This is a genomic window from Martinezella hainanensis, assembly GCF_900094555.1.
GTDB lineage: Bacteria > Pseudomonadota > Alphaproteobacteria > Rhizobiales > Rhizobiaceae > Rhizobium > Rhizobium hainanense.
This window is the reverse complement of the sequence record NZ_FMAC01000005.1, coordinates 503,067-521,608: the sequence shown is the minus strand read 5'-3', so window position 1 is coordinate 521,608 and position 18,542 is coordinate 503,067. Positions and strand designations below refer to the sequence as shown.

The following is an 18,542-nucleotide window of genomic DNA, read 5'->3' as shown; positions in this document are numbered from 1 at the left end:
GATGTCAGACCAATTTATTGTCCCATGACAAAACCCATGCTTACCCCTCTTCCTTCCATCGATCGGACGCAGCAAGTCATCGAGGCGCTGTCGACCTTCATCGAATCGTCGAAGCTGCGAGCCGGTGACCGACTACCGACCGAGCGCGAGCTGATGGCGGCGCTTTCGGTTGGACGTTCCACCATCCGCGAGGTGATCACCTACTTCCAGGCGCTCGGTGTCATGGAAACGCGCAAAGGCAGCGGTACCTATCTGCTGAAGCCGGTTTCGAAGGCGACGATCCATATGCCGCTCTCCTTCAATCCGTCCCATCTGCGCGATGCGCTCTTGCAGACGCTGGAGGTCCGTCGCGGCATAGAATGCGAGGCCGGCATGGTGGCTGCAAGGAAGCGAACGGATGAAGACATCGTCATCATCGAAGAGAAGCTTAACGAGATGGAGCGTGTGCATATGGCCAAGGGCACATCCGGGCCGGAAGACCTCGCTTTCCATCTTGCCGTCTATGACGCCACGCACAATCCGCTGTTCCGGCAACTTCTCGAACAGATGCGCGAAACCTTCGAGCGCTTCTGGGATCATCCCTTCGATCGGCAGGACTTTGCCCGCCGGTCCTTCCCTTATCACCGCACGCTGTTCAACGCGATCGTCGACCAGGATCCCGAGGCTGCGCGCGCCGAGACACTGAAAATTCTCGACGTAGTCGAGGAAGACATCAAGGAAATGTCCAAATGACTGACGGGCTAGAGCCGTTCGAACTCGCATCCCTTATCACCGCCCATGACGACGGCAATTTTGCCGATGCCGTGGTGCCGCCGATCTTCCAGACATCGCTCTTCACCTTCTCCAGCTATGACGAGATGATTGCCTCCTATCGTGGCGAGAAGGTGCGGCCGACCTATACGCGCGGCCTTAATCCGACGGTACGTCTGTTCGAGGAAATGCTGGCGAAACTTGAAGGCGCCGAGGATGCGCTCGGATTTGCCAGCGGCATGGCGGCAATCTCATCTGCAGTACTGAGTTTCGTCGAGCCGGGCGACAGGATCGTCGCAGTCAAGCATGTCTATCCCGACGCTTTCCGTTTGTTCGGCACGGTCCTGAAACGCATGAAGGTGGACGTGACCTATGTCGACGGTCGCGATGAGGAGGCCGTCGCCAAGGCGCTTCCGGGTGCGAAGGTCTTCTACATGGAAAGCCCGACCAGCTGGGTCATGGAGGCGCATGATGTCGGTGCGCTGGCAGCTCTCGCCAAGCAGCATGGCGTCGTTTCCATGATCGACAACAGCTGGGCCACGCCCTATTTCCAGCAGCCGCTGAAGCTCGGCGTCGACCTCGTCATCCATTCCGCCTCCAAATATCTTGGTGGGCACAGCGATGTGGTCGCCGGCGTGGTCGCAGGTTCGAAAGAGATGATCGCGCGGCTGAAGGCAGAAGCCTATCCCTATCTCGGCGGCAAGCTTTCGCCCTTCGACGCGTGGTTGTTGATCCGCGGTCTGCGCACGCTGCCGATCCGCATGAAGGCACATGAGGCGGCTGCCCTGACGATCGCCAAGCGCCTGCAGGAGCTGGATGTTGTCGAGCAGGTCTGCCATCCAGGCCTCGCCAATCGGCTACCAGCTGGGCTGAACGGCACCTCGGGTCTGTTTTCGTTCATTTTCCGCGAAGGCGTGGATGTGCGTGCATTCGCGGATCGCCTCAAGCTCTTCAAGCTGGGTGTGAGCTGGGGCGGGCATGAGAGCCTGATCGTGCCGGGCGAAGTCGTGCTGCAGCAAAAGGCGCAGCCGAATTCAGCGCATACCTTCGGCATCAATCCACGCTCCGTACGTCTCCATGTCGGCCTCGAAGGAACCGAGGCTCTGTGGAAGGAACTCGAGGAGGCAATCGCCGCCGCCTCGTGACATCGTCAATCTGAGAGGAAAACCTAAAAGGGGAACCAACATGAAAAGACTGATAACAGCAGCACTCTTTACCGCCTTGATGGGCGGCACCGCCTTTGCCGATACGACGCTGAAGCTCGTGGAAGTCATCACGAGCCCGGAGCGCACCGAGACGCTCAAGTCGATCGTCGCCAAGTTCGAGGCCGCAAATCCCGGCACAAAGGTCGACATCATCTCCCTGCCCTGGAACGAAGCCTTCCAGAAGTTCGCCACCATGGTTTCTGCCGGCGATACGCCTGACGTGATGGAAATGCCGGACACCTGGCTGTCGCTCTACGGCAATAATGGCATGCTCGAAAGCCTGGAGCCTTACCTGGCGAAATGGGAGCATACGAGTGAATTGACGCCCCGCGCGCTCCAGCTCGGCCGCGACGTGAAGAATACCGCCTATATGCTGCCCTACGGCTTCTATCTGCGCGCCATGTTCTACAACAAGAAGCTCCTGAAGGATGCCGGCATCGCCGAACCGCCGAAGACGATGGACGAGTTCGTCAAGGCATCCGAAGCCGTCTCCAAGCAGCCTGGCAAATACGGCTACTGCATGCGTGGCGGCCCGGGAGGCCTTAACGGCTGGATGATCTTCGCCGCCTCCATGGCCGGCGACAACAAGTACTTCAAGGATGACGGCACATCGACGATGAACAGCCCCGGCTGGGCCAAGGGCATCGAGTGGATGGTCGATCTCTACAAGAAGGGCTATGCGCCGAAGGATAGCGTCAACTGGGGCTTCAACGAAGTCGTCGCCGGCTTCTATTCCGGTACCTGCGCCTTCCTCGACCAGGATCCGGACGCGCTGATCGCCGTCGCCGAGCGCATGAACAAGGATGATTTCGGCGTGGCCCCGCTGCCGAAGGGTCCGGACGGCAAATCCTTCCCGACCATCGGTTATGCCGGCTGGTCGATGTTCGCGACGAGCCAGAACAAGGATCTATCCTGGAAGCTGATCGCAACCCTTGAAGGCAAGGAAGGCAATCTGGAGTGGAACAAGAAGATCGGTGCGCTGCCGGCCTACACGGCTGCGGAAAAGGACCCCTTCTACGCCGGCGATCAGTTCAAGGGCTGGTTCCAGGAATTGGCCGACAAGGACACCGTGCCGACCGTCATGCCGACCTATCTTGAGGAATTCGCCTTCTTCAAAGATTCGCTCGCCATCAAGACCTCGCAGCAGGCATTGCTCGGCGATATCTCGGCAAAAGACCTCGCCGACCAGTGGGCTGATTACCTGACCAAGGCCCAGCAGAAATTCCTCGCCAAGAAATAAAACGCATATCCGGCGGCGGAGCGATCCGCCGCCGTTTCTGTCCGCTTGAAACAGACGGCGTCCGAACGCCGCGAATGGGAACTCTTGCAGATGACTTCGATCACCGACACGCTCGACGGGCGTCACGACCGCAGGCCGTGGCTGAAGCGCCTGGCCGACGCCTCGGAGCCCTATCTCTACAGCGCGCCTGCTCTCATCCTCATCATCGCCGTGATGCTGGTGCCGCTGGCGATTGGCATATCCTACGCCTTCCGCGATATTCAGCTGCTCAATCCGTTTTCCGGCGGATTTATCGGTCTCGAGCATTTTCGCGATCTCGCCAAGGATAAGGCCTTCTACTGGGCGCTGAAGAACACGCTCTGGTGGACCGGCGCTTCAGTCTTGCTGCAGTTCATCTTCGGACTGATCCTGGCGCTGCTGCTGGATAAGCCTTTCTTCGGCAGATCGATCGTTCAGGCGCTCGTATTCCTGCCCTGGGCCGTTCCTTCCTTCCTCGCCGGCCTCAACTGGTCGTGGCTGTTCAATCCGGTCATCGGCCCGATACCGCACTGGCTCTATGCGCTCGGCCTGATGAGCGAACCGAACAACATTCTGTCGGACCCGAATTATGCGATGTGGGGGCCGATCGTCGCCAATGTCTGGTGGGGTATTCCCTTCTTCGCGATCACGCTTCTGGCAGCTCTCCAGGCGATCCCGCGCGATCTCTATGAGGCGGCCTCGATCGATGGTGCCGGCTGGTTCGAACGTTTCCGCTCGATCACGCTTCCCTTCCTCGCCCCGACCATCGCCATCACCGTGCTCCTGCGCACGGTCTGGGTCTCCAATTTCGCCGATTTGATCGTTGTCATGACGGGCGGCGGCCCCGCCGACCGCACGCAGATCGTCGCCAGCTACATCTTCACGCAGGCCTTCAAGCGGCTGGATTTCGGCTATGCCTCGGCCATCGCCCTGGTACTGCTGGTGCTCCTGCTTGCCTATTCCATGCTGATCATCCTGCTGCGGCAGACCCTGCTGAACAAGGATTGAGCCATGAGACGATCCATCCTGCCTACCATCGCACACCGTCTGGCAATTCTTTGCTACGTCGTCTTTGCGCTCTTCCCATTGTTCTGGCTGCTCAAGGTCTCGGTGACACCGAACGATCTGCTCTATACCGAAGGCGTGCGCATGTGGCCATCGCGCACGACTTGGGAACATTATGCCTTCGTGCTGCAGCACAGCGATTTCCCGACCTTCTTCAAGAACAGTCTGATCGTCGCTGGCTCGACGGCGATTGCGGTGACGATCTGCGCATCGCTCTCCGGCTACGCGCTTTCGCGCTTCAACTTCCGTGCCAAATACTGGATCGTGGCGCTGATGCTGCTGACCCAGATGTTTCCGCTGGTCATGCTGGTCGCGCCGATCTTCAAGATCCTGACGCCGCTGCACCTGACCAACAGCCTCACCGGCCTCGTCATTGTTTACACCGCGTTCAACGTGCCCTTCGCCACCTTCCTGATGCAGTCCTTCTTTGACGGCATTCCAAAGGATCTGGAAGAAGCTGCAATGATCGACGGTGCGACACAGTTCACCGCCTTCCGGCAGATCATTCTGCCGCTGACCCTGCCCGGCATCGCCGCGACGCTCGGTTTCGTCTTTACGGCGGCATGGAGCGAGCTGCTCTTCGCGCTGATGCTGATTAACGGCAATCAAGCCGCGACCTTCCCGGTCGGGCTTCTCACCTTCGTCTCGAAATTCTCGGTGGATTTCGGGCAGATGATGGCGGCGGGCGTCATGGCGCTCATTCCGGCCGCGCTCTTCTTCCTGCTCATCCAACGCTATCTCGTGCAGGGCCTGACGGCCGGCGCGGTCAAGGGTTAGTCACATGGCATCGATCGATATTCAAAACGTCAAGAAAGCCTACGGCCACGTGCAGGTGCTGCACGACATCGACCTCAGGATCAAGGACGGCGAGTTCGTCGTTCTTGTCGGTCCCTCAGGGTGTGGCAAGTCCACGCTGCTGAGGATGATTGCCGGCCTCGAGGACATCAGCGGCGGCGAAATCCGCATTGCCGACAACCGCGTCAACGAACTGCATCCGAAGGACCGCGACATCGCCATGGTCTTCCAGTCCTATGCGCTCTATCCGCATATGAATGTCGCTGGCAACATGAGCTACAGCCTGCGGCTGCGGAAAGTAGCCAAGGATGGCATCGCCAAGGCTGTCGCCGGTGCGGCATCCAAGCTCGGTCTCGATCCTCTGCTCGAACGTCGACCGAAAGCGCTTTCCGGCGGCCAGCGCCAGCGCGTCGCGATGGGCCGCGCCATCGTGCGGCAGCCGAAAGCCTTCCTTTTCGACGAGCCGCTATCGAATCTCGACGCCCGCCTTCGCGAGCAGATGCGGGCCGAAATCAAGAAGTTGCACGGCGACCTTAAAGCGACGTCGATCTATGTGACGCACGATCAGATCGAGGCGATGACGCTGGCGGATCGGATCGTTGCCATGCATGGCGGCGTGGTTCAGCAGGTCGGAAGCCCGCTCGAACTCTACGATCAGCCAGCCAATCTCTTCGTGGCCGGCTTCATCGGCTCTCCCGGCATGAACTTCCTGGACGCGACTTATGAGGGCAATGGCGTCAAGCTCAAGGACGGCACGCTCGTTGCGCTGCCCACGCCGCTAAAATTGGCTGATGGTGCGAAGGTGACGCTCGGCATTCGGCCGGAGCATGTCGTGCTGTCGTCCAATCCGTCCGACATGGCCGCCAATGTCGAGCTCATCGAACCCACCGGCTTCGGCATCATCCTGCATCTTTCGCTGCACGGCCTGCCGTTCAAGGTGTTCACCTTGGATCGCACCGCCCTGAGCGCCGGCACGCAGGTCAATGTCGCCTTCCCGGCGCAGCATCTGCACGTCTTCAACGAGGAAGGGAAAAGGGCGACCTGACGCCGCCCTTTCCAAAATTCTCAGTTCGCAAACGGCTCGGTCGGCCCGCTGGACGGTTGTGTAAACCAACGCGGGCCGTCCGTGGTCATGTAGATGTGATCCTCGAGCCGAATGCCGAATTTCTGCGGGAAGACGATCATCGGCTCGTTTGAGAAACACATGCCGGGCGCGAGTTCCGTCGGGTTGCCGCGCACGATATAGGGCTCCTCGTGAATTTCGAGGCCAAGGCCGTGACCGGCGCGATGCGGCAATCCCGGCAGCTTGTAGTCAGGCCCGAGCGAATGTCTCGCCAGCACGGCGCGCGCCGCATCATCCAGGCTGGAACAGGCAGCGCCGAGTTTTGCCGCGTCGAAAACGGCCTGCTGCGCCTCGCGTTCGATCGCCCAGGCATCTTCAAAAGCGCTGTCGCCGCTCTTCAGCTTGTATGTCCGCGTCAGATCAGAATGATAGCCATCGATGCGGGCGCCCGTATCAACCAGAATAACGTCGTCTTCGCCGAGCGTCTGATCGCCATCTGCGCCGTGCGGCAAGGACGTGGCTTCCCCGAAGGACACGATGCAGAAGGTCGAGCCGCCATGGGCACCGGCCTCGCGATGACGCCGGTCGATGAACTCGACCACTTCCGACGCGAGAATCCCCGGCTTAAGCAGGGCGTGCGCCTGCTTGTGCACGTCGAGCGTCAGGCTCATGGCATATTGAATGAGCGCGATTTCGGCGGGGGATTTGATGCGGCGCAGGCCGTTGATGATCGGCCCGCCATTGACAAGCCTTTCAGTTCCAAGCTTGGCGGCCAACGCGTTATAGAAGTAAAGCGGCATGTTGTCGTCGAGCGCCAAAACGCCCTTATCGCCGAGCACGCGGGCGATGAGCGCCGCGCTGCTCTCCTCTTCCTGCCATTCGAGGATTTCGGCCGGCAGATGCGGCAGGGTTTCGACCCGGCTGCGCTCGAAGCCCGGTACGATGTAATGGAACCCGGTCTGTGTAACCAAGGCTCCAAGGAACCGCTCGCTCGCATGCCAGACGAGTCCCGTAAAGTAACGCAGGCTTTCGGTCGGCCCGAGAAGCATGCCAGCCAGTCCCTGCGCGTCGAGCAGCTTTCGAAGCCTTGAAAGGCGCTGCTGCCTCTCTTCCTCCGTGATCCGGGGTACTGGGTGTTGCCACGACATTCCTAGTCTCCTCAATGATATTCGCCCTGCATGCCTTTATCATCGCAGCAAGCGGAACGGCGCCGACACTATCGCTCTCTCGGGCATTATGTCGACAAAGAAAATACAGATAGGTCACAATTGGCTTGTCGAATGGTTTCTGCCGCTGTCGATCACTAAATTATCTGACAGCGCGGATGCTGTCCCGATGGTTCACTGTCTTCATCGAAACAGACGGTGGAGTATCACCATGCAAGCCGCAAACACCCTAGTGTCTTCCGAACGCGTCCGTAGTCACTACAAGACCCAACGCGCGCCGCTTTCGAGGTTGCTAAATCTTGTACATCTGCTGGCGCGCAAGATGGCCGAACGCAGGAATCGCAATGCGCTTATGGAACTGTCGGACGATCAATTGAAAGACATCGGCCTTTCTCGTGGCCAGAATGGAAGCGATGTCCATGTTTACAGCCGCTACTAAAAACATGGCGCAGGACGTGCTAAGCTTTGCAAGTTCAGCGAGCATCGGCGCTGAGGTGGGGATTTCGGCATGTCACAAATTTCGACAGCCTTGCTGCTGAAGACGAAGACCGTCCTCATCCGCGATGTCGTCTGCGATGGCGAATGCCGGCATAAGAGCAGCGAGGAATGCGCCCACAAGACGAGCCTCGTCTATCCCTACCGCGGTGTCTTCAAGCGCCATATCGGCCAGAGCGATGCCGTTGCGGAAGCAAATCAGGTGCTTTTCTTCAATCGGGGACAGGGATACCGTATCAGCCATCCTGTCGACGGCGGCGATTCCTGTCTCGATCTCATGATCGACGAGAGCGTTCTTCACGAGCTCGCGCCAAAGGAACAGGTTCAATCAGGGGAAAGCGTTATCTTTCGTCGCCAGCGCCGACGCATCGATCCACGGGCACAGGCGCTCATCGCGATGCTTCGCCATGGGCTCAGCCGCAACATAGCCGAGGGCCTGGAAGGCGAAACACTGGCATTGACGCTTGTTCGCCGCTCCCTCGGCGAGCGGACATCGCATGCGGCCGGCGCAAGTTACGGCCGGCAGAAGCTCGTCGATCGGGCAAAGCTTGTTCTCTCCTCCGATCTTGCGCGGCGGTGGACGCTTGCGGAGATCGCCAAGGACGTCGGCGTCTCGCCCGTTTATCTGACGCAGGTCTTCCAGCAGGTCGAAGCCATGCCGCTCTATCGTTATCAACTACGGCTGCGGCTGGCGCGCGCACTCGATCTCCTGGGCTCATACGACGACCTGACCATGCTCGGGCTCGATCTCGGTTTTTCCAGCCACAGCCATTTCAGCGCCGCCTTCAAACAGACCTATGGCCTGACGCCGGCGGAATTCCAGCGCTCGGCGCAGCTGAGGCCCAAGCGCTACACGGCTCGCTAAAGATTCTGACAGCGCTGATGTGATGATCAGTGCTCCTATGATCCTGCCCGGCAAGGGGGATCGATCAGGAAAGGATCATGAGATGAAGAGAACCACATGTGCCGCTTGCGACTGCGAACTCGGCGCCGAGACCATCAAGGTCAATCTCGGCGGCAAATCGGTCGAAGTGTGCTGCGAGGAATGTGCGGTCGCCTTGAAGGAGGCAGATCAATCGACATCGGCTACTTCCGGAGCCAAGGAATAGCAACGGTCGTGGAGAGAGCTTTCGCCGAACGGCAGCTCTCTCCATCTACAATCTGTAATCGGCCACACCCTACGTGTCATTACATCGAAGCGCGAACTTTAAGGCGACAATAGAGGAATTTGTAATGAAGCGTTGCTGTCAGGCCATCAGCAAACTTCGTTCGCAATATTCCCCTTGCGGGAAAAGTTCGGAAATATATCGACGTATTGTATACATAAGCTCCCACTAGCCTTTGCAGCAGTTATTCGTAGCGAAGGCATTGATTATGAAGAAACGACTTATCGTCGCTGCCTTATTGGTAACGGCAATTGGCGGCGCAACCGCTTCGGCTTATGCAGCCGGCGCAGAAATCGCATCAGACCAGCAAAAGCCTGCAGGCGCCGAAACCGCGCAGCCGGGTCCGGTCGGCCCGCCGTCGGACGACTGGTATTTCCAGGGCCGCCATCCCGAAGGGCCGATGATGGCCTTTGGCGGCGGCATGCCCATGCCGCCAGGCCCTCCGCCGCACAGGCCGAACCCGGCCCTGATGATCGCAGAAAAATTGTCGGCGCTCGAAACACTGATCGGCGTCCGCAGCAACCAGCTCGACGCCTGGCGGGATTATACCAGCGCTCTGATCGATCTCCTGACTCCTGCGAAGAATGAGCTGCCGGAACCGCCGGCCGCCGATGATGCTGCCGCTTCCCAGGCCGCCCATCAGAGCGACGGGCAAGCTCAGCTTTTCGGAGAGCGCCTGGCCGACCGCATGCTGGATCGCGCCGCCAAGGCCAAGGTTCTCAAGGACAAGGCTGTTGCTCTGCGTAACGTGCTGAACGCCGATCAGCTCACTAAACTAGAGGATGCGGAGCGATCGCTTATTCCTGGTCCGCATCCGTTCCACTGATCGTTGACAGAGGGTCTTTCTGGGAGAAACCCCTCTGCCTCATCACGACGACCATTTCCTCTCCGCCTCCAACCAATTGAGATCCCCCCGGACGCCCCTGTTGGTTGGAAGGAGCGGCCCATCGTCGGGCCGAATGGTCCGGGAACGCCCCGCCCGGCGCTCCCGGACCAATGGCGTGTGAGCACTGCCATCCTTCTCCGTTGAGGAAACGATGGTCCCCCTAAATGCTCCGTCGTCTTCCTGGCCTCAACCAAGGCCATGCATAGGATCAACAAGCCAGGGACAGAAATCTTGCCGATATGTTTGCGCTCAAACACGGGACTATCGAATATTGCCATTGCCGCCGTGCTCGCCGGGACACTGACGGGCTGCGTCGTAGGACCGGATTATAAGACACCAGACCCTGCCATGCCGACGCATTGGGGTAGCAAGGCTGGAAGCAAGCCCTCGCAGGCCCCGCAATTGTCGCAATGGTGGAAACAGCTCAAGGATCCTACCCTTGATGCGCTCATCGAAGAGGCGATCGCCAGCAATCTTGATGTTGCGACAGCCAAGGCAAAGATCCGAGAAGCGCGCGCCACCTATCGGGAACAGAAGGGCGCATTGCTGCCAACAGCGTCGGGAACAGCTTCAGCGGCGCGCACACGCACATCGGCTGCGGAAGGCGGCACGACCGATGCGACCTTTTCCACATTGTACGACGGCGGTTTCGATGCCAGCTGGGAGCTCGATCTCTTCGGCGGCAACAAACGCGCCGCGGAGGCGGCGAAATACGGTGTCGATGCAGCGGATGAACAGCTGCGCGACACCATGCTGACCCTGATCGGCGATGTCGCGTCCTATTATGTCCAGGCGCGCGAATATCAGGCGCTGCGTGATCTGGCCAGGCGCACCGCCGCATCGCAGCGCCAAAGCGCAGCTCTTACCCATGAGGAATATAAGGCCGGCAGCGCCACCGGCGTCGATACAGCCAAAGCCGACGCGCTCGCCAATAGTACGGAGGCGGATATCCCGACCTACGAAATCTCCTATTCGGAAGCTGTCCATCGTCTGGGTGTGCTGCTGGGCAAGCCCCCGACCACGCTTGAGGACAAGCTCAAGGGAGGCGGCCCGATTCCGAGCCCCAAAATGAATGTCGCGGTCGGCATCCCCGCCGATATTCTGATTTCGCGGCCGGATGTTCGTCTGGCCGAACGGCAGCTTGCCCAATACACTGCAAAGATCAGTCAGGCCGAAGCCAATCGTTATCCATCGATCTCCCTGACCGGCGACATTTCCTCGTCGGCCGCCAGTATCGGCGATCTCGCGAAGAAGTCCTCCATCGGATGGACATTCGGCCCGACCCTGACGGTGCCGATCTTCCAGGGTGGACAGCTCAAGGCCGCCGTGGACGTCGCCAAGGCCGAACGGGATCAATATTTCATCGCCTACCAGTCGGCCGTTCTATCGGCCATGGAAGATGTCGAAAATGCCATCGTATCGCTGACTCAGGAACGGTTGAGATACGGCAAGCTGGTCTCCTCAAGCAGTTCCTATCGCCGCGCCTCGGACCTCTCACACACGATGAACAAGGCTGGCGTTGTCGACTTTCTCGATGTGCTCGATGCCGAGCGCTCGCTCTATAGCGCGGAGGAGAACGCGATCCAGAGCAGAGCATCAATCGCTACCGACTATATCGCACTCAACAAGGCGCTGGGTGGAGGCTGGGACGGACAGGTCGATGTCTCCAAACCTGTCGTCATTGACACCGATACCGCTCCACATCTGGCCAAGGCCAAATAATCTCATGCTGAACACCCTAGAACATAAAGCACCGGCGACCGTCAGCCCCAAACGTGCCAAGGACGCAAGCCCTCTACCCGGCAGAACGCTCCCAAAGCGGAGCATCAGACCGCGGCACATGCTCTATGCTGGTCTCATTGTCCTTGCAGCAATCGGCATTCTGTCTTTCCGCTACGGCTACTTCGACCGGCAGACGACATCGGCCATCACGGCGCCGGTGACGCGGGGCAGTGTCGAAGAGGCCGTGCTTGCATCCGGTACCTTCAGGCCGATCAAGCTGGTCGCGGTCGGCGCACAGGTCTCGGGGCGAATCACGGCGCTGCATGTCAAGCTTGGCGATGCCGTCAAGAAGGACAGCCTTGTCGCCGAAATCGACTCAACCACACAGAGCAACGACCTGAAGACCGCTCAGGCTTCCCTGGCGAACGTCAGGGCACAGCGCCAGGAAAGCGAGGCCGATCTTGAAAACGCACAGACGACGCTTATCCGCCAGCAGACGATATTCCGCAATCAGGCGGGTTCCAAGGCGGACCTCGACAGCGCGGAAGCGAACGTCAAGAAGATTACTGCCCAAATTGCCGCTCTCGACGCGCAAATTACATCGGCCGAAGTCGCGGTCGAAACCGCGCGTGCCAATCTTTCCTACACGCACATCACAGCGCCGATGGACGGCACGGTGCTCGCCATCGTCAACCAGCAGGGCCAGACGGTGAACGCAGCGCAATCGGCCCCGACTATCGTCATCCTCGGACAACTCGATACGATGATCGTTCGTACCGAGATCTCCGAAGCCGATGTCGTCAAGGTCAAGGTCGGGCAACCGATCTACTTCACCATCCTTGGCGATTCTAATACCCGGTATGACGCGACATTGCAGTCGATCGAGCCAGCACCTGAATCGATCACCAGCGACAGCAGCGTCACCTCGTCGTCCACCACGACGTCGTCGAGCAGCAGTACGACATCGTCATCCTCGACCTCGGCGATCTACTACAATGGTGTGTTTGCCGTGCCGAACCCCGAGAACTACTTTCGCACCTACATGTCTGCAGAGGTTCACATCGTTCTCGGGCAGGCCAAGGATGTGCTTACCATCCCCTCCTCCGCATTGGGCGCCAAATCTGCCGAAGGATCCCGCACCGTTCAGGTCGTGAGCGACAACGGCAAGAGAATCCGTCGCAACGTCGTGGTCGGCCTCAACAATAATGTCTCGGCCGAGATCCTGTCTGGTCTCTCCGAGGGAGAGAATGTTGTGATTGGCGAGGCAAGTGCCGCGACTACCAAGACCAGCAGCGGCGGGCCTCCGCCACCAATGGGGTTCTGACGCATGCCTTCCCCTATTATCGAATTGAAGGGCGTGCGCCGCGAATATCAATCCGGCGACCGTACGATTGCGGTCCTGCAGGATGTCGACCTATCCATCGCCGAAGGCGAAATGGTCGCAATCGTCGGGCCTTCCGGCTCGGGCAAATCCACGCTGATGAACATCATCGGTCTATTGGACCGTCCAACCATCGGCACGTATGCGATCGCCGGCGAAGAGACGCATCGCCTCGACAGCGATGCGCTATCCAAACTGCGCAGAGAACACTTCGGCTTCATCTTCCAGCGCTACCATCTGCTTTCCGAGTTGACGGCGATCGGCAATGTCGAGGTACCGGCCATCTATGCCGGACAACCGGGTGAAACACGACGAGCGCGCGCGGCAGCGCTTCTTGAGCGGCTCGGCATGAGCGAACGAAACAGCCATCGTCCGGGCCAGCTTTCGGGCGGTCAGCAGCAGCGAGTTTCGATCGCTCGCGCCCTGATGAACAACGGAAACGTCATTCTTGCCGACGAGCCCACAGGCGCCCTCGACCGGCAGAGCGGCGAGGAAGTTCTGCGTATTCTTGGCGAGCTCCATACCGAGGGCCACACGGTGGTCATCGTCACTCACGATATGAACGTCGCCGCGCGCGCCGATCGCATCATCGAGATCTCCGATGGGCGGATCGTTGCCGATCGACGTACGAGCAGCGAAGTTCCGGCATTGCAGCCCTCCGCTACCGCGGCCGGGTTCGGCAAATCCGGCTGGCGGGAGATGGCCGGCCGGCTGACGGAGGCCTTCCGGATGGCGATCCTCGCACTCAAGGCCCATCGGCTGCGCACGTTCCTGACCATGCTCGGCATCATCATTGGCATAGCCTCGGTCGTCAGCGTCATCGCGCTCGGCGAGGGATCGCAGCGCAAGGTTCTGGAAAATATCAATAGCCTCGGCACCAACACGCTCGAAATCTTTCCCGGCAAGAGCTTCGGCGATACGCGCTCGGGTCGCATCAAGACCCTCGTGGTTGCCGATGCCGATGCGTTGGCTAAATTGACCTATGTTGCCGCAGTGACGCCGACCGTCTCGACGAGCAGCACCGTGCGATTCGGCTCGACGGAGGCAAATGCCCTCATCAACGGTGTGGGCGATGCATATTTTTCCGTGAAGGGATCGAAACTCATTACGGGCAGGTTCTTCGACGCGGATAGCGTGAGGCGCTTGTCACAGGATGCGGTGATCGATCAGAACACGGCGACGACCTTGTTCGCCGACAAGGGGCTCGACCCGCTCGGGCAAACCATCCTTATCGGCAAGGTTCCCGTGCGCATTATCGGCGTCATCGCCTCACAGCAAGGCGGCTTCGGCTCGAGTGACAATCTTTCCGTCTATCTGCCCTATACAGGCGTCCAGGCCCGCCTGCTGGGCGACATGTCGCTGCGCAGCATTACCGTACGGGTCGCCGATAATACCGAGACCTCCGCGGCGGAGACGGTTGTCACGCAGTTTCTGGAGCGCCGCCATGGCACCAAGGATTTCTTTATCCTCAACACCGACGATATTCGCCAGACCATCACCAGCACGACGCGAACGATGACACTGCTCGTCTCGGCGATCGCTGTCATATCCCTGCTGGTCGGGGGCATCGGCGTCATGAACATCATGCTCGTTTCGGTATCCGAACGTATCGCCGAGATCGGCGTGCGCATGGCTGTCGGCGCGCGACGTCATGACATTCTCCAGCAGTTTCTGATCGAAGCCGTCCTCGTATGTCTGCTTGGTGGTGCTTTCGGCATTGCGACAGCGCTCGGCTTCGGCTTTGCCTTCAACTATTTCGGATCGAACTTCACGCTTATCTATTCGGCGAGTTCAATCATTCTGGCCTTCGCATGCTCCTGCGCGATCGGCCTGACCTTCGGCTATCTGCCGGCCCGCAACGCATCGTTGCTGGACCCCGTAGCGGCATTATCAAGAGACTGATATTTCTGGGAAAAATTGACGGCGGGGCCGGAAAGCAATCCGGCTTCGCCATTCGTGTTGGGGGCGTCATGGCGAAGCCGGGTATGCGGGGCGATCAAAGCCTGCTCGAGCCAAGCTGCTGATCGACCACGATTTTACATCAGTTACCGGCGCTGACATTTCTGAATGTTGCTGAAACAAGGCATTTTGGCGAAATTTAATGTCTCGGCTTTTCCGCCGACACGAACTATTTGGTAAGTTCTGTGACCTTACTTCCAATATTGGTTTATGTAGAATTTTCGAGAGTTCTACGCAAGTAAAGCCTGTTTGATCGCGCGGATGTACCGTCAGCTGATCCCGGCTTTGCAAGGATGGTCAAATCGCGATGCAACGATGATTTGGTTGGCGCCGATCGCGCTAGCTTGCGACCTTGGCCTCGGCGTTCTTGAACGATACCACCTGCTCCAATCCACGCGGCTGACGGTTACGCACCGTGATCTCGCCCCCGAATCGGGTGATGATCTCACGCGCGATGGCCATGCCAAGGCCGGCGCCTGGAAAAGATCTTTGCCTTGCGATGTCGATCCGGAAGAAGGGCTCGAACACCTGATTGAGCCGATCCTCCGGAATGCCGGGTCCGGTATCGACAATTCGCACAACGGCTTTATTGCCAAGATGCGTCACCGTCACCGTCGCCGACTGGCCGTGCGTTGCCGCATTGATGAGCAGATTTCGCAAGGCTCGGGTGACGGCAAGAGGACCTGCGCAGATCGTTGCCTGCTCCAGTTCGCCGCTCTCGACGTTCATATCGATTGCCTTCAGCTCCGTGACGATATCGTCGACGATCTTGTCGAGCCTGACCTGTTCCAGGCTGTCCTTGGAAATCTCCTCCCGGACCAACCCTATGGCGCTGTCGGCGATCCTGTCGAGCTCCTCGAGATCGGCAAACCATTTACGCCGCTCTTCGTCATCCCGGATGAACTCCGCCCGCAGGCGCATCCGGGTCATCGGCGTTCGCAGATCGTGTCCGGCGGCAGCAACGAGCCGCATGCGGCTTTCAGTGGCGGCCTTCACCCGGGCAGACAGGCCATTGAGCGCCTGTGCAGTCGCACGAATTTCTCCCGGCCCGCTTTCCGCTATATGCGGCAAGGTACCGTCGGGATTGATCGCCGCCACTGCCTCTTCAAGCAAACGCAGAGGTTTCATGATCTTCGAGGCGGCAAATATGGAGACGAGCACGCTGCCGATGATGATGAGGCCGAGCCATCCCACAAGGATTTTCCATCCACCCGGCGGCGGACCGTGGTCCGGCATCGGCATGATCAGCCAGTTGCCGTCGGTAAGCTTCAGCGACGCGATCATCTCGCCTGTCGATTGGCGCACTATGACAGCCTCGCGCATGCCGGATATTCGAAGCAGAGCCTCCATCAGAAAACGGGACAATTCTTCGTCGCGTTGACCTTCAGCAGGCCCGGGGGCGACGACCAATCCGGCCGATGCCGCCGTGGTTCTGTCCTTCTCTGCGAAAGTGGCAAGAATGGAGAGCTGATGGGCCATCCGTTCGACTGTCATATCCGGGCGTGGCCCGCGCATGACGAGGCTTGCCACGAAGGACGAGGAAATGACGACCAGAACGATAGCGGTCATCAAAAGTAGCGCCAAGCGCGCGCCAAGCGACCTCATGAATCGCCTTTGATAGCCGTTACCGGAACGACGAGCTGATAGCCTCCATTGCGGATTGTCCTGAAGATGGGCTCTTCTATCGTTTCCCCAAGCTTGCGGCGCAGCCGGCTCATCAGGACGTCGATCGAGCGATCAGCCGGATCGCGATCGCGTCCCTGCGTCAGGTCGAGCAACTGATCACGCGACAAGAGCCGGCCTGCACGCTCCAGGAAAGCCTTCAGAAGGTCGAACTCAGCGCCCGTCAGCGAAATCACCTCGCCGTTTTCTCTGCTGACCCGGCGAAGCTGCGGATCGAGCAGCATGCTCGCGAATTGATAGCGCCTCTGCTCAGGCTCCAATGAGGAATCTTCGTTCGTGCGGCGCAGGACCGCACGGATGCGTGCGGCCAGTTCACGCGGATTGAACGGCTTGCCGAGATAGTCGTCGGCGCCGATCTCAAGACCGAGAATGCGATCTATGTCCTCTTTCAGGGCGGTCAGCAGAATGACCGGCACCCGGGGGCGGCGGTTTCGCAGATCGCGGCAAAGATCGAGGCCCGACCCATCAGGAAGCATGACATCCAGGACGAGGAGATCCGGATGACGCCGGTTGAGCGCATCGTTGCATCCGCGCAGATCGCTTGCCGTCGATACGCGGAAACCTTGCTCCTCGAGATATCTGCTCAGGAGCGATCGTATTTCGTGGTCGTCGTCGACTATCAGAATATCGGGTGCGGCGCTGGCGTTCATGGGCTTCATTCCGTTTTCTCAATTCTTATACAAACTATGGTTTGCCTGAAAAGAAGGGTTTTGCGGCGCCAATACGGAAAAATCCGGCCTAGAAACATTCGTTTACAAAATTCCCGGCACTGGAAATGTTGGGTAACAAAATAATTCGCGAAAAATGAAATCCGCTACAGTTGATGCGTCAACGCGGCGAAAGCCTCTGCTTACCGGTGGCCTTCAAAGGCCGCGGCATGCCGGCTGTCAGGCCGCCCGCAACCATTCGACGCTCCAGGCGGAAAGCCGCCCTTCGATGGCACCGCTATCCATCATCAGTCGAATTTCGATCGGCACACGCGGATCGACAATATTGACCGGTACCGCCGCCTCGAACGAGCCGGTGCCTTCCGGGCGAACACGCAGCCTCCCCAGCAATTCGGCCGCATGTACCTCCACGGTGAAGATCTGCCCCTGACAGTCTTCGTCGACATCGAAAACAAACTTCGCATTCCAGCGACCTGTCGGCAAGTGAAGATAAGGGCCATAGATAAGGCAACGGGCTCCCCCGGTGAGGTCCACAAGCTCATCCAGGGTCTGCCCCAAGCTGTCGCCGGACAGGAATGTCTCCTGAGGCCAGAAGATGGTGGCGCCCGAGCTTTCCCGGCGGTCAAATTCCAAGGGACGAAGAACTTTCCTTGCCGTCTCGCGCAGAGCCTCGCTGACCTCCGGCACAGCCTCCTGTGGCATGAGATATCCGGCGATCACCGCCGCCGCAGCCTCCTCCAGTTTCGGTGGCTCGGCATGCGACGGCTGTCCGGCCGGCGCCATACCGACATGCAGCAACGCATTTGCAATCTGCTCAAGTTTGAGATCCGTACTGAAATGCCGGTCTATCGTCTTCAGAAGCAGATCTATGCTGCCCTTTTGATCGATGTCGTTGCGACGCAAGATGAGCGCTCCCGAGGCGCTCGCCAGTGGCTCCAGGCAGGCAAGGCTGGCCGAGACGGCCCTGACCAGACTAATATCCCGTTGCTCGGTTGCTCGAGCCAGATATGAAACCGCGTCGAGAGGATCCTCGAGAAACAATAGAAACGGCACATTGACCCTGAGGATCAATTCCGAAAGCCTGGCTTCCGGAAATTGCGAGACGAGAACGGCATGCATGCCCGTTTGCGCTACGACATGCTGCTTGAGGTCCTCCACCGTATCGGTTGCGATGATCGCATAGTCGCCGAAGGCTTCGCGGGCCAAAGCATGCACTGCGGCAACGCCCCAGGAGGACATGACGCCCGGCATCCCGAATGCAAAGAGGATGGTCATGGCCC

The 18,542-nt window shown here is 59.2% G+C and carries 17 protein-coding genes; 13 read left to right on the top strand and 4 right to left on the bottom strand.

Annotated features, from left to right (window positions below; all coding sequences use genetic code 11):
* Positions 1–36 precede the first annotated feature (36 nt).
* The 6 genes from GA0061100_RS18970 to GA0061100_RS18945 all read left to right on the top strand — a co-directional run bounded on the left by GA0061100_RS18970 (position 37) and on the right by GA0061100_RS18945 (position 6,118).
* The gene (locus GA0061100_RS18970) at positions 37–732 is read left to right on the top strand and encodes a FadR/GntR family transcriptional regulator (RefSeq protein WP_083961386.1); all 696 of its coding nucleotides are present in this window, start codon (positions 37–39) and stop codon (positions 730–732) included.
* Positions 729–1,895: a PLP-dependent transferase gene (locus GA0061100_RS18965; RefSeq protein ID WP_075854252.1), complete on the top strand. Its 1,167-nt coding sequence runs from the start codon at positions 729–731 to the stop codon at positions 1,893–1,895. The genes GA0061100_RS18970 and GA0061100_RS18965 overlap by 4 nt, the downstream gene beginning before the upstream one ends.
* Positions 1,896–1,935: 40 nt before the next feature.
* Positions 1,936–3,195: an ABC transporter substrate-binding protein gene (locus tag GA0061100_RS18960; RefSeq protein WP_075854251.1), complete on the top strand. Its 1,260-nt coding sequence runs from the start codon at positions 1,936–1,938 to the stop codon at positions 3,193–3,195.
* Positions 3,196–3,285: 90 nt separating this feature from the next.
* Entirely contained in the window at positions 3,286–4,221 is a 936-nt protein-coding gene (locus GA0061100_RS18955) for a carbohydrate ABC transporter permease (RefSeq protein WP_075854336.1), read from the top strand.
* 3 nt (positions 4,222–4,224) lie between these two features.
* A complete protein-coding gene (locus GA0061100_RS18950) occupies positions 4,225–5,055 on the top strand; it encodes a carbohydrate ABC transporter permease (RefSeq protein ID WP_075854250.1) in 831 nt (276 codons plus the stop codon).
* Between the two features lie 4 nt (positions 5,056–5,059).
* A complete protein-coding gene (locus GA0061100_RS18945) occupies positions 5,060–6,118 on the top strand; it encodes an ABC transporter ATP-binding protein (protein WP_075854249.1) in 1,059 nt (352 codons plus the stop codon).
* 20 nt (positions 6,119–6,138) lie between these two features.
* Here the strand turns inward: GA0061100_RS18945 and GA0061100_RS18940 are convergent, their stop codons facing one another.
* A complete protein-coding gene (locus tag GA0061100_RS18940; protein ID WP_075854248.1) occupies positions 6,139–7,284 on the bottom strand; it encodes a M24 family metallopeptidase in 1,146 nt (381 codons plus the stop codon).
* Positions 7,285–7,513: 229 nt separating this feature from the next.
* Between GA0061100_RS18940 and GA0061100_RS18935 the strand changes: the two genes are divergently transcribed.
* The 7 genes from GA0061100_RS18935 (at position 7,514) to GA0061100_RS18910 (ending at position 14,854) form a co-directional block, all read left to right on the top strand.
* On the top strand, positions 7,514–7,741 hold the full coding sequence (locus GA0061100_RS18935; RefSeq protein WP_075854247.1) for a DUF1127 domain-containing protein: 228 nt from the start codon (positions 7,514–7,516) through the stop codon (positions 7,739–7,741).
* 69 nt (positions 7,742–7,810) lie between these two features.
* A complete protein-coding gene (locus GA0061100_RS18930; RefSeq protein ID WP_075854246.1) occupies positions 7,811–8,662 on the top strand; it encodes a helix-turn-helix domain-containing protein in 852 nt (283 codons plus the stop codon).
* An 82-nt stretch (positions 8,663–8,744) separates the two neighbouring features.
* Positions 8,745–8,906, top strand: coding sequence for a hypothetical protein (locus GA0061100_RS34890; protein ID WP_167459834.1), 162 nt, complete (start codon positions 8,745–8,747; stop codon positions 8,904–8,906).
* A 265-nt stretch (positions 8,907–9,171) separates the two neighbouring features.
* A complete protein-coding gene (locus tag GA0061100_RS18925) occupies positions 9,172–9,789 on the top strand; it encodes a hypothetical protein (RefSeq protein WP_075854245.1) in 618 nt (205 codons plus the stop codon).
* Between the two features lie 303 nt (positions 9,790–10,092).
* On the top strand, positions 10,093–11,571 hold the full coding sequence (locus GA0061100_RS18920) for an efflux transporter outer membrane subunit (RefSeq protein ID WP_244557879.1): 1,479 nt from the start codon (positions 10,093–10,095) through the stop codon (positions 11,569–11,571).
* 118 nt (positions 11,572–11,689) lie between these two features.
* On the top strand, positions 11,690–12,895 hold the full coding sequence (locus GA0061100_RS18915; RefSeq protein ID WP_143525461.1) for an efflux RND transporter periplasmic adaptor subunit: 1,206 nt from the start codon (positions 11,690–11,692) through the stop codon (positions 12,893–12,895).
* Between the two features lie 3 nt (positions 12,896–12,898).
* Positions 12,899–14,854: a MacB family efflux pump subunit gene (locus tag GA0061100_RS18910; RefSeq protein WP_075854243.1), complete on the top strand. Its 1,956-nt coding sequence runs from the start codon at positions 12,899–12,901 to the stop codon at positions 14,852–14,854.
* Positions 14,855–15,250: 396 nt separating this feature from the next.
* On the opposite strand, the gene GA0061100_RS18905 is transcribed toward GA0061100_RS18910, so the two are convergent.
* The 3 genes from GA0061100_RS18905 to GA0061100_RS18895 form a co-directional block, all read right to left on the bottom strand.
* Positions 15,251–16,516 carry a sensor histidine kinase gene (locus GA0061100_RS18905; RefSeq protein ID WP_075854242.1) on the bottom strand — a complete coding sequence of 422 codons (1,266 nt, stop codon included), beginning with the start codon at positions 16,514–16,516 and terminating at the stop codon, positions 15,251–15,253.
* Entirely contained in the window at positions 16,513–17,244 is a 732-nt protein-coding gene (locus GA0061100_RS18900) for a response regulator (protein ID WP_075854334.1), read from the bottom strand. The genes GA0061100_RS18905 and GA0061100_RS18900 overlap by 4 nt, the downstream gene beginning before the upstream one ends.
* Positions 17,245–17,481: 237 nt before the next feature.
* On the bottom strand, positions 17,482–18,537 hold the full coding sequence (locus GA0061100_RS18895; RefSeq protein WP_075854241.1) for a hypothetical protein: 1,056 nt from the start codon (positions 18,535–18,537) through the stop codon (positions 17,482–17,484).
* Positions 18,538–18,542 lie beyond the last annotated feature (5 nt).

Bases quoted from the DNA above. Each gene is read 5' to 3' on its own strand.
- GA0061100_RS18940 (WP_075854248.1), bottom strand. From the start codon at position 7,284: ATGTCGTGGCAACACCCAGTACCCCGGATCACGGAGGAAGAGAGGCAG.
- GA0061100_RS18900 (WP_075854334.1), bottom strand. From the start codon at position 17,244: ATGAACGCCAGCGCCGCACCCGATATTCTGATAGTCGACGACGACCAC.
- GA0061100_RS18945 (WP_075854249.1), top strand. From the start codon at position 5,060: ATGGCATCGATCGATATTCAAAACGTCAAGAAAGCCTACGGCCACGTG.
- GA0061100_RS18925 (WP_075854245.1), top strand. From the start codon at position 9,172: ATGAAGAAACGACTTATCGTCGCTGCCTTATTGGTAACGGCAATTGGC.
- GA0061100_RS18935 (WP_075854247.1), top strand. From the start codon at position 7,514: ATGCAAGCCGCAAACACCCTAGTGTCTTCCGAACGCGTCCGTAGTCAC.
- GA0061100_RS18895 (WP_075854241.1), bottom strand. From the start codon at position 18,537: ATGACCATCCTCTTTGCATTCGGGATGCCGGGCGTCATGTCCTCCTGG.
- GA0061100_RS18915 (WP_143525461.1), top strand. From the start codon at position 11,690: ATGCTCTATGCTGGTCTCATTGTCCTTGCAGCAATCGGCATTCTGTCT.
- GA0061100_RS18930 (WP_075854246.1), top strand. From the start codon at position 7,811: ATGTCACAAATTTCGACAGCCTTGCTGCTGAAGACGAAGACCGTCCTC.
- GA0061100_RS18955 (WP_075854336.1), top strand. From the start codon at position 3,286: ATGACTTCGATCACCGACACGCTCGACGGGCGTCACGACCGCAGGCCG.
- GA0061100_RS18950 (WP_075854250.1), top strand. From the start codon at position 4,225: ATGAGACGATCCATCCTGCCTACCATCGCACACCGTCTGGCAATTCTT.
- GA0061100_RS18970 (WP_083961386.1), top strand. From the start codon at position 37: ATGCTTACCCCTCTTCCTTCCATCGATCGGACGCAGCAAGTCATCGAG.
- GA0061100_RS18965 (WP_075854252.1), top strand. From the start codon at position 729: ATGACTGACGGGCTAGAGCCGTTCGAACTCGCATCCCTTATCACCGCC.
- GA0061100_RS18905 (WP_075854242.1), bottom strand. From the start codon at position 16,516: ATGAGGTCGCTTGGCGCGCGCTTGGCGCTACTTTTGATGACCGCTATC.
- GA0061100_RS34890 (WP_167459834.1), top strand. From the start codon at position 8,745: ATGAAGAGAACCACATGTGCCGCTTGCGACTGCGAACTCGGCGCCGAG.
- GA0061100_RS18960 (WP_075854251.1), top strand. From the start codon at position 1,936: ATGAAAAGACTGATAACAGCAGCACTCTTTACCGCCTTGATGGGCGGC.
- GA0061100_RS18910 (WP_075854243.1), top strand. From the start codon at position 12,899: ATGCCTTCCCCTATTATCGAATTGAAGGGCGTGCGCCGCGAATATCAA.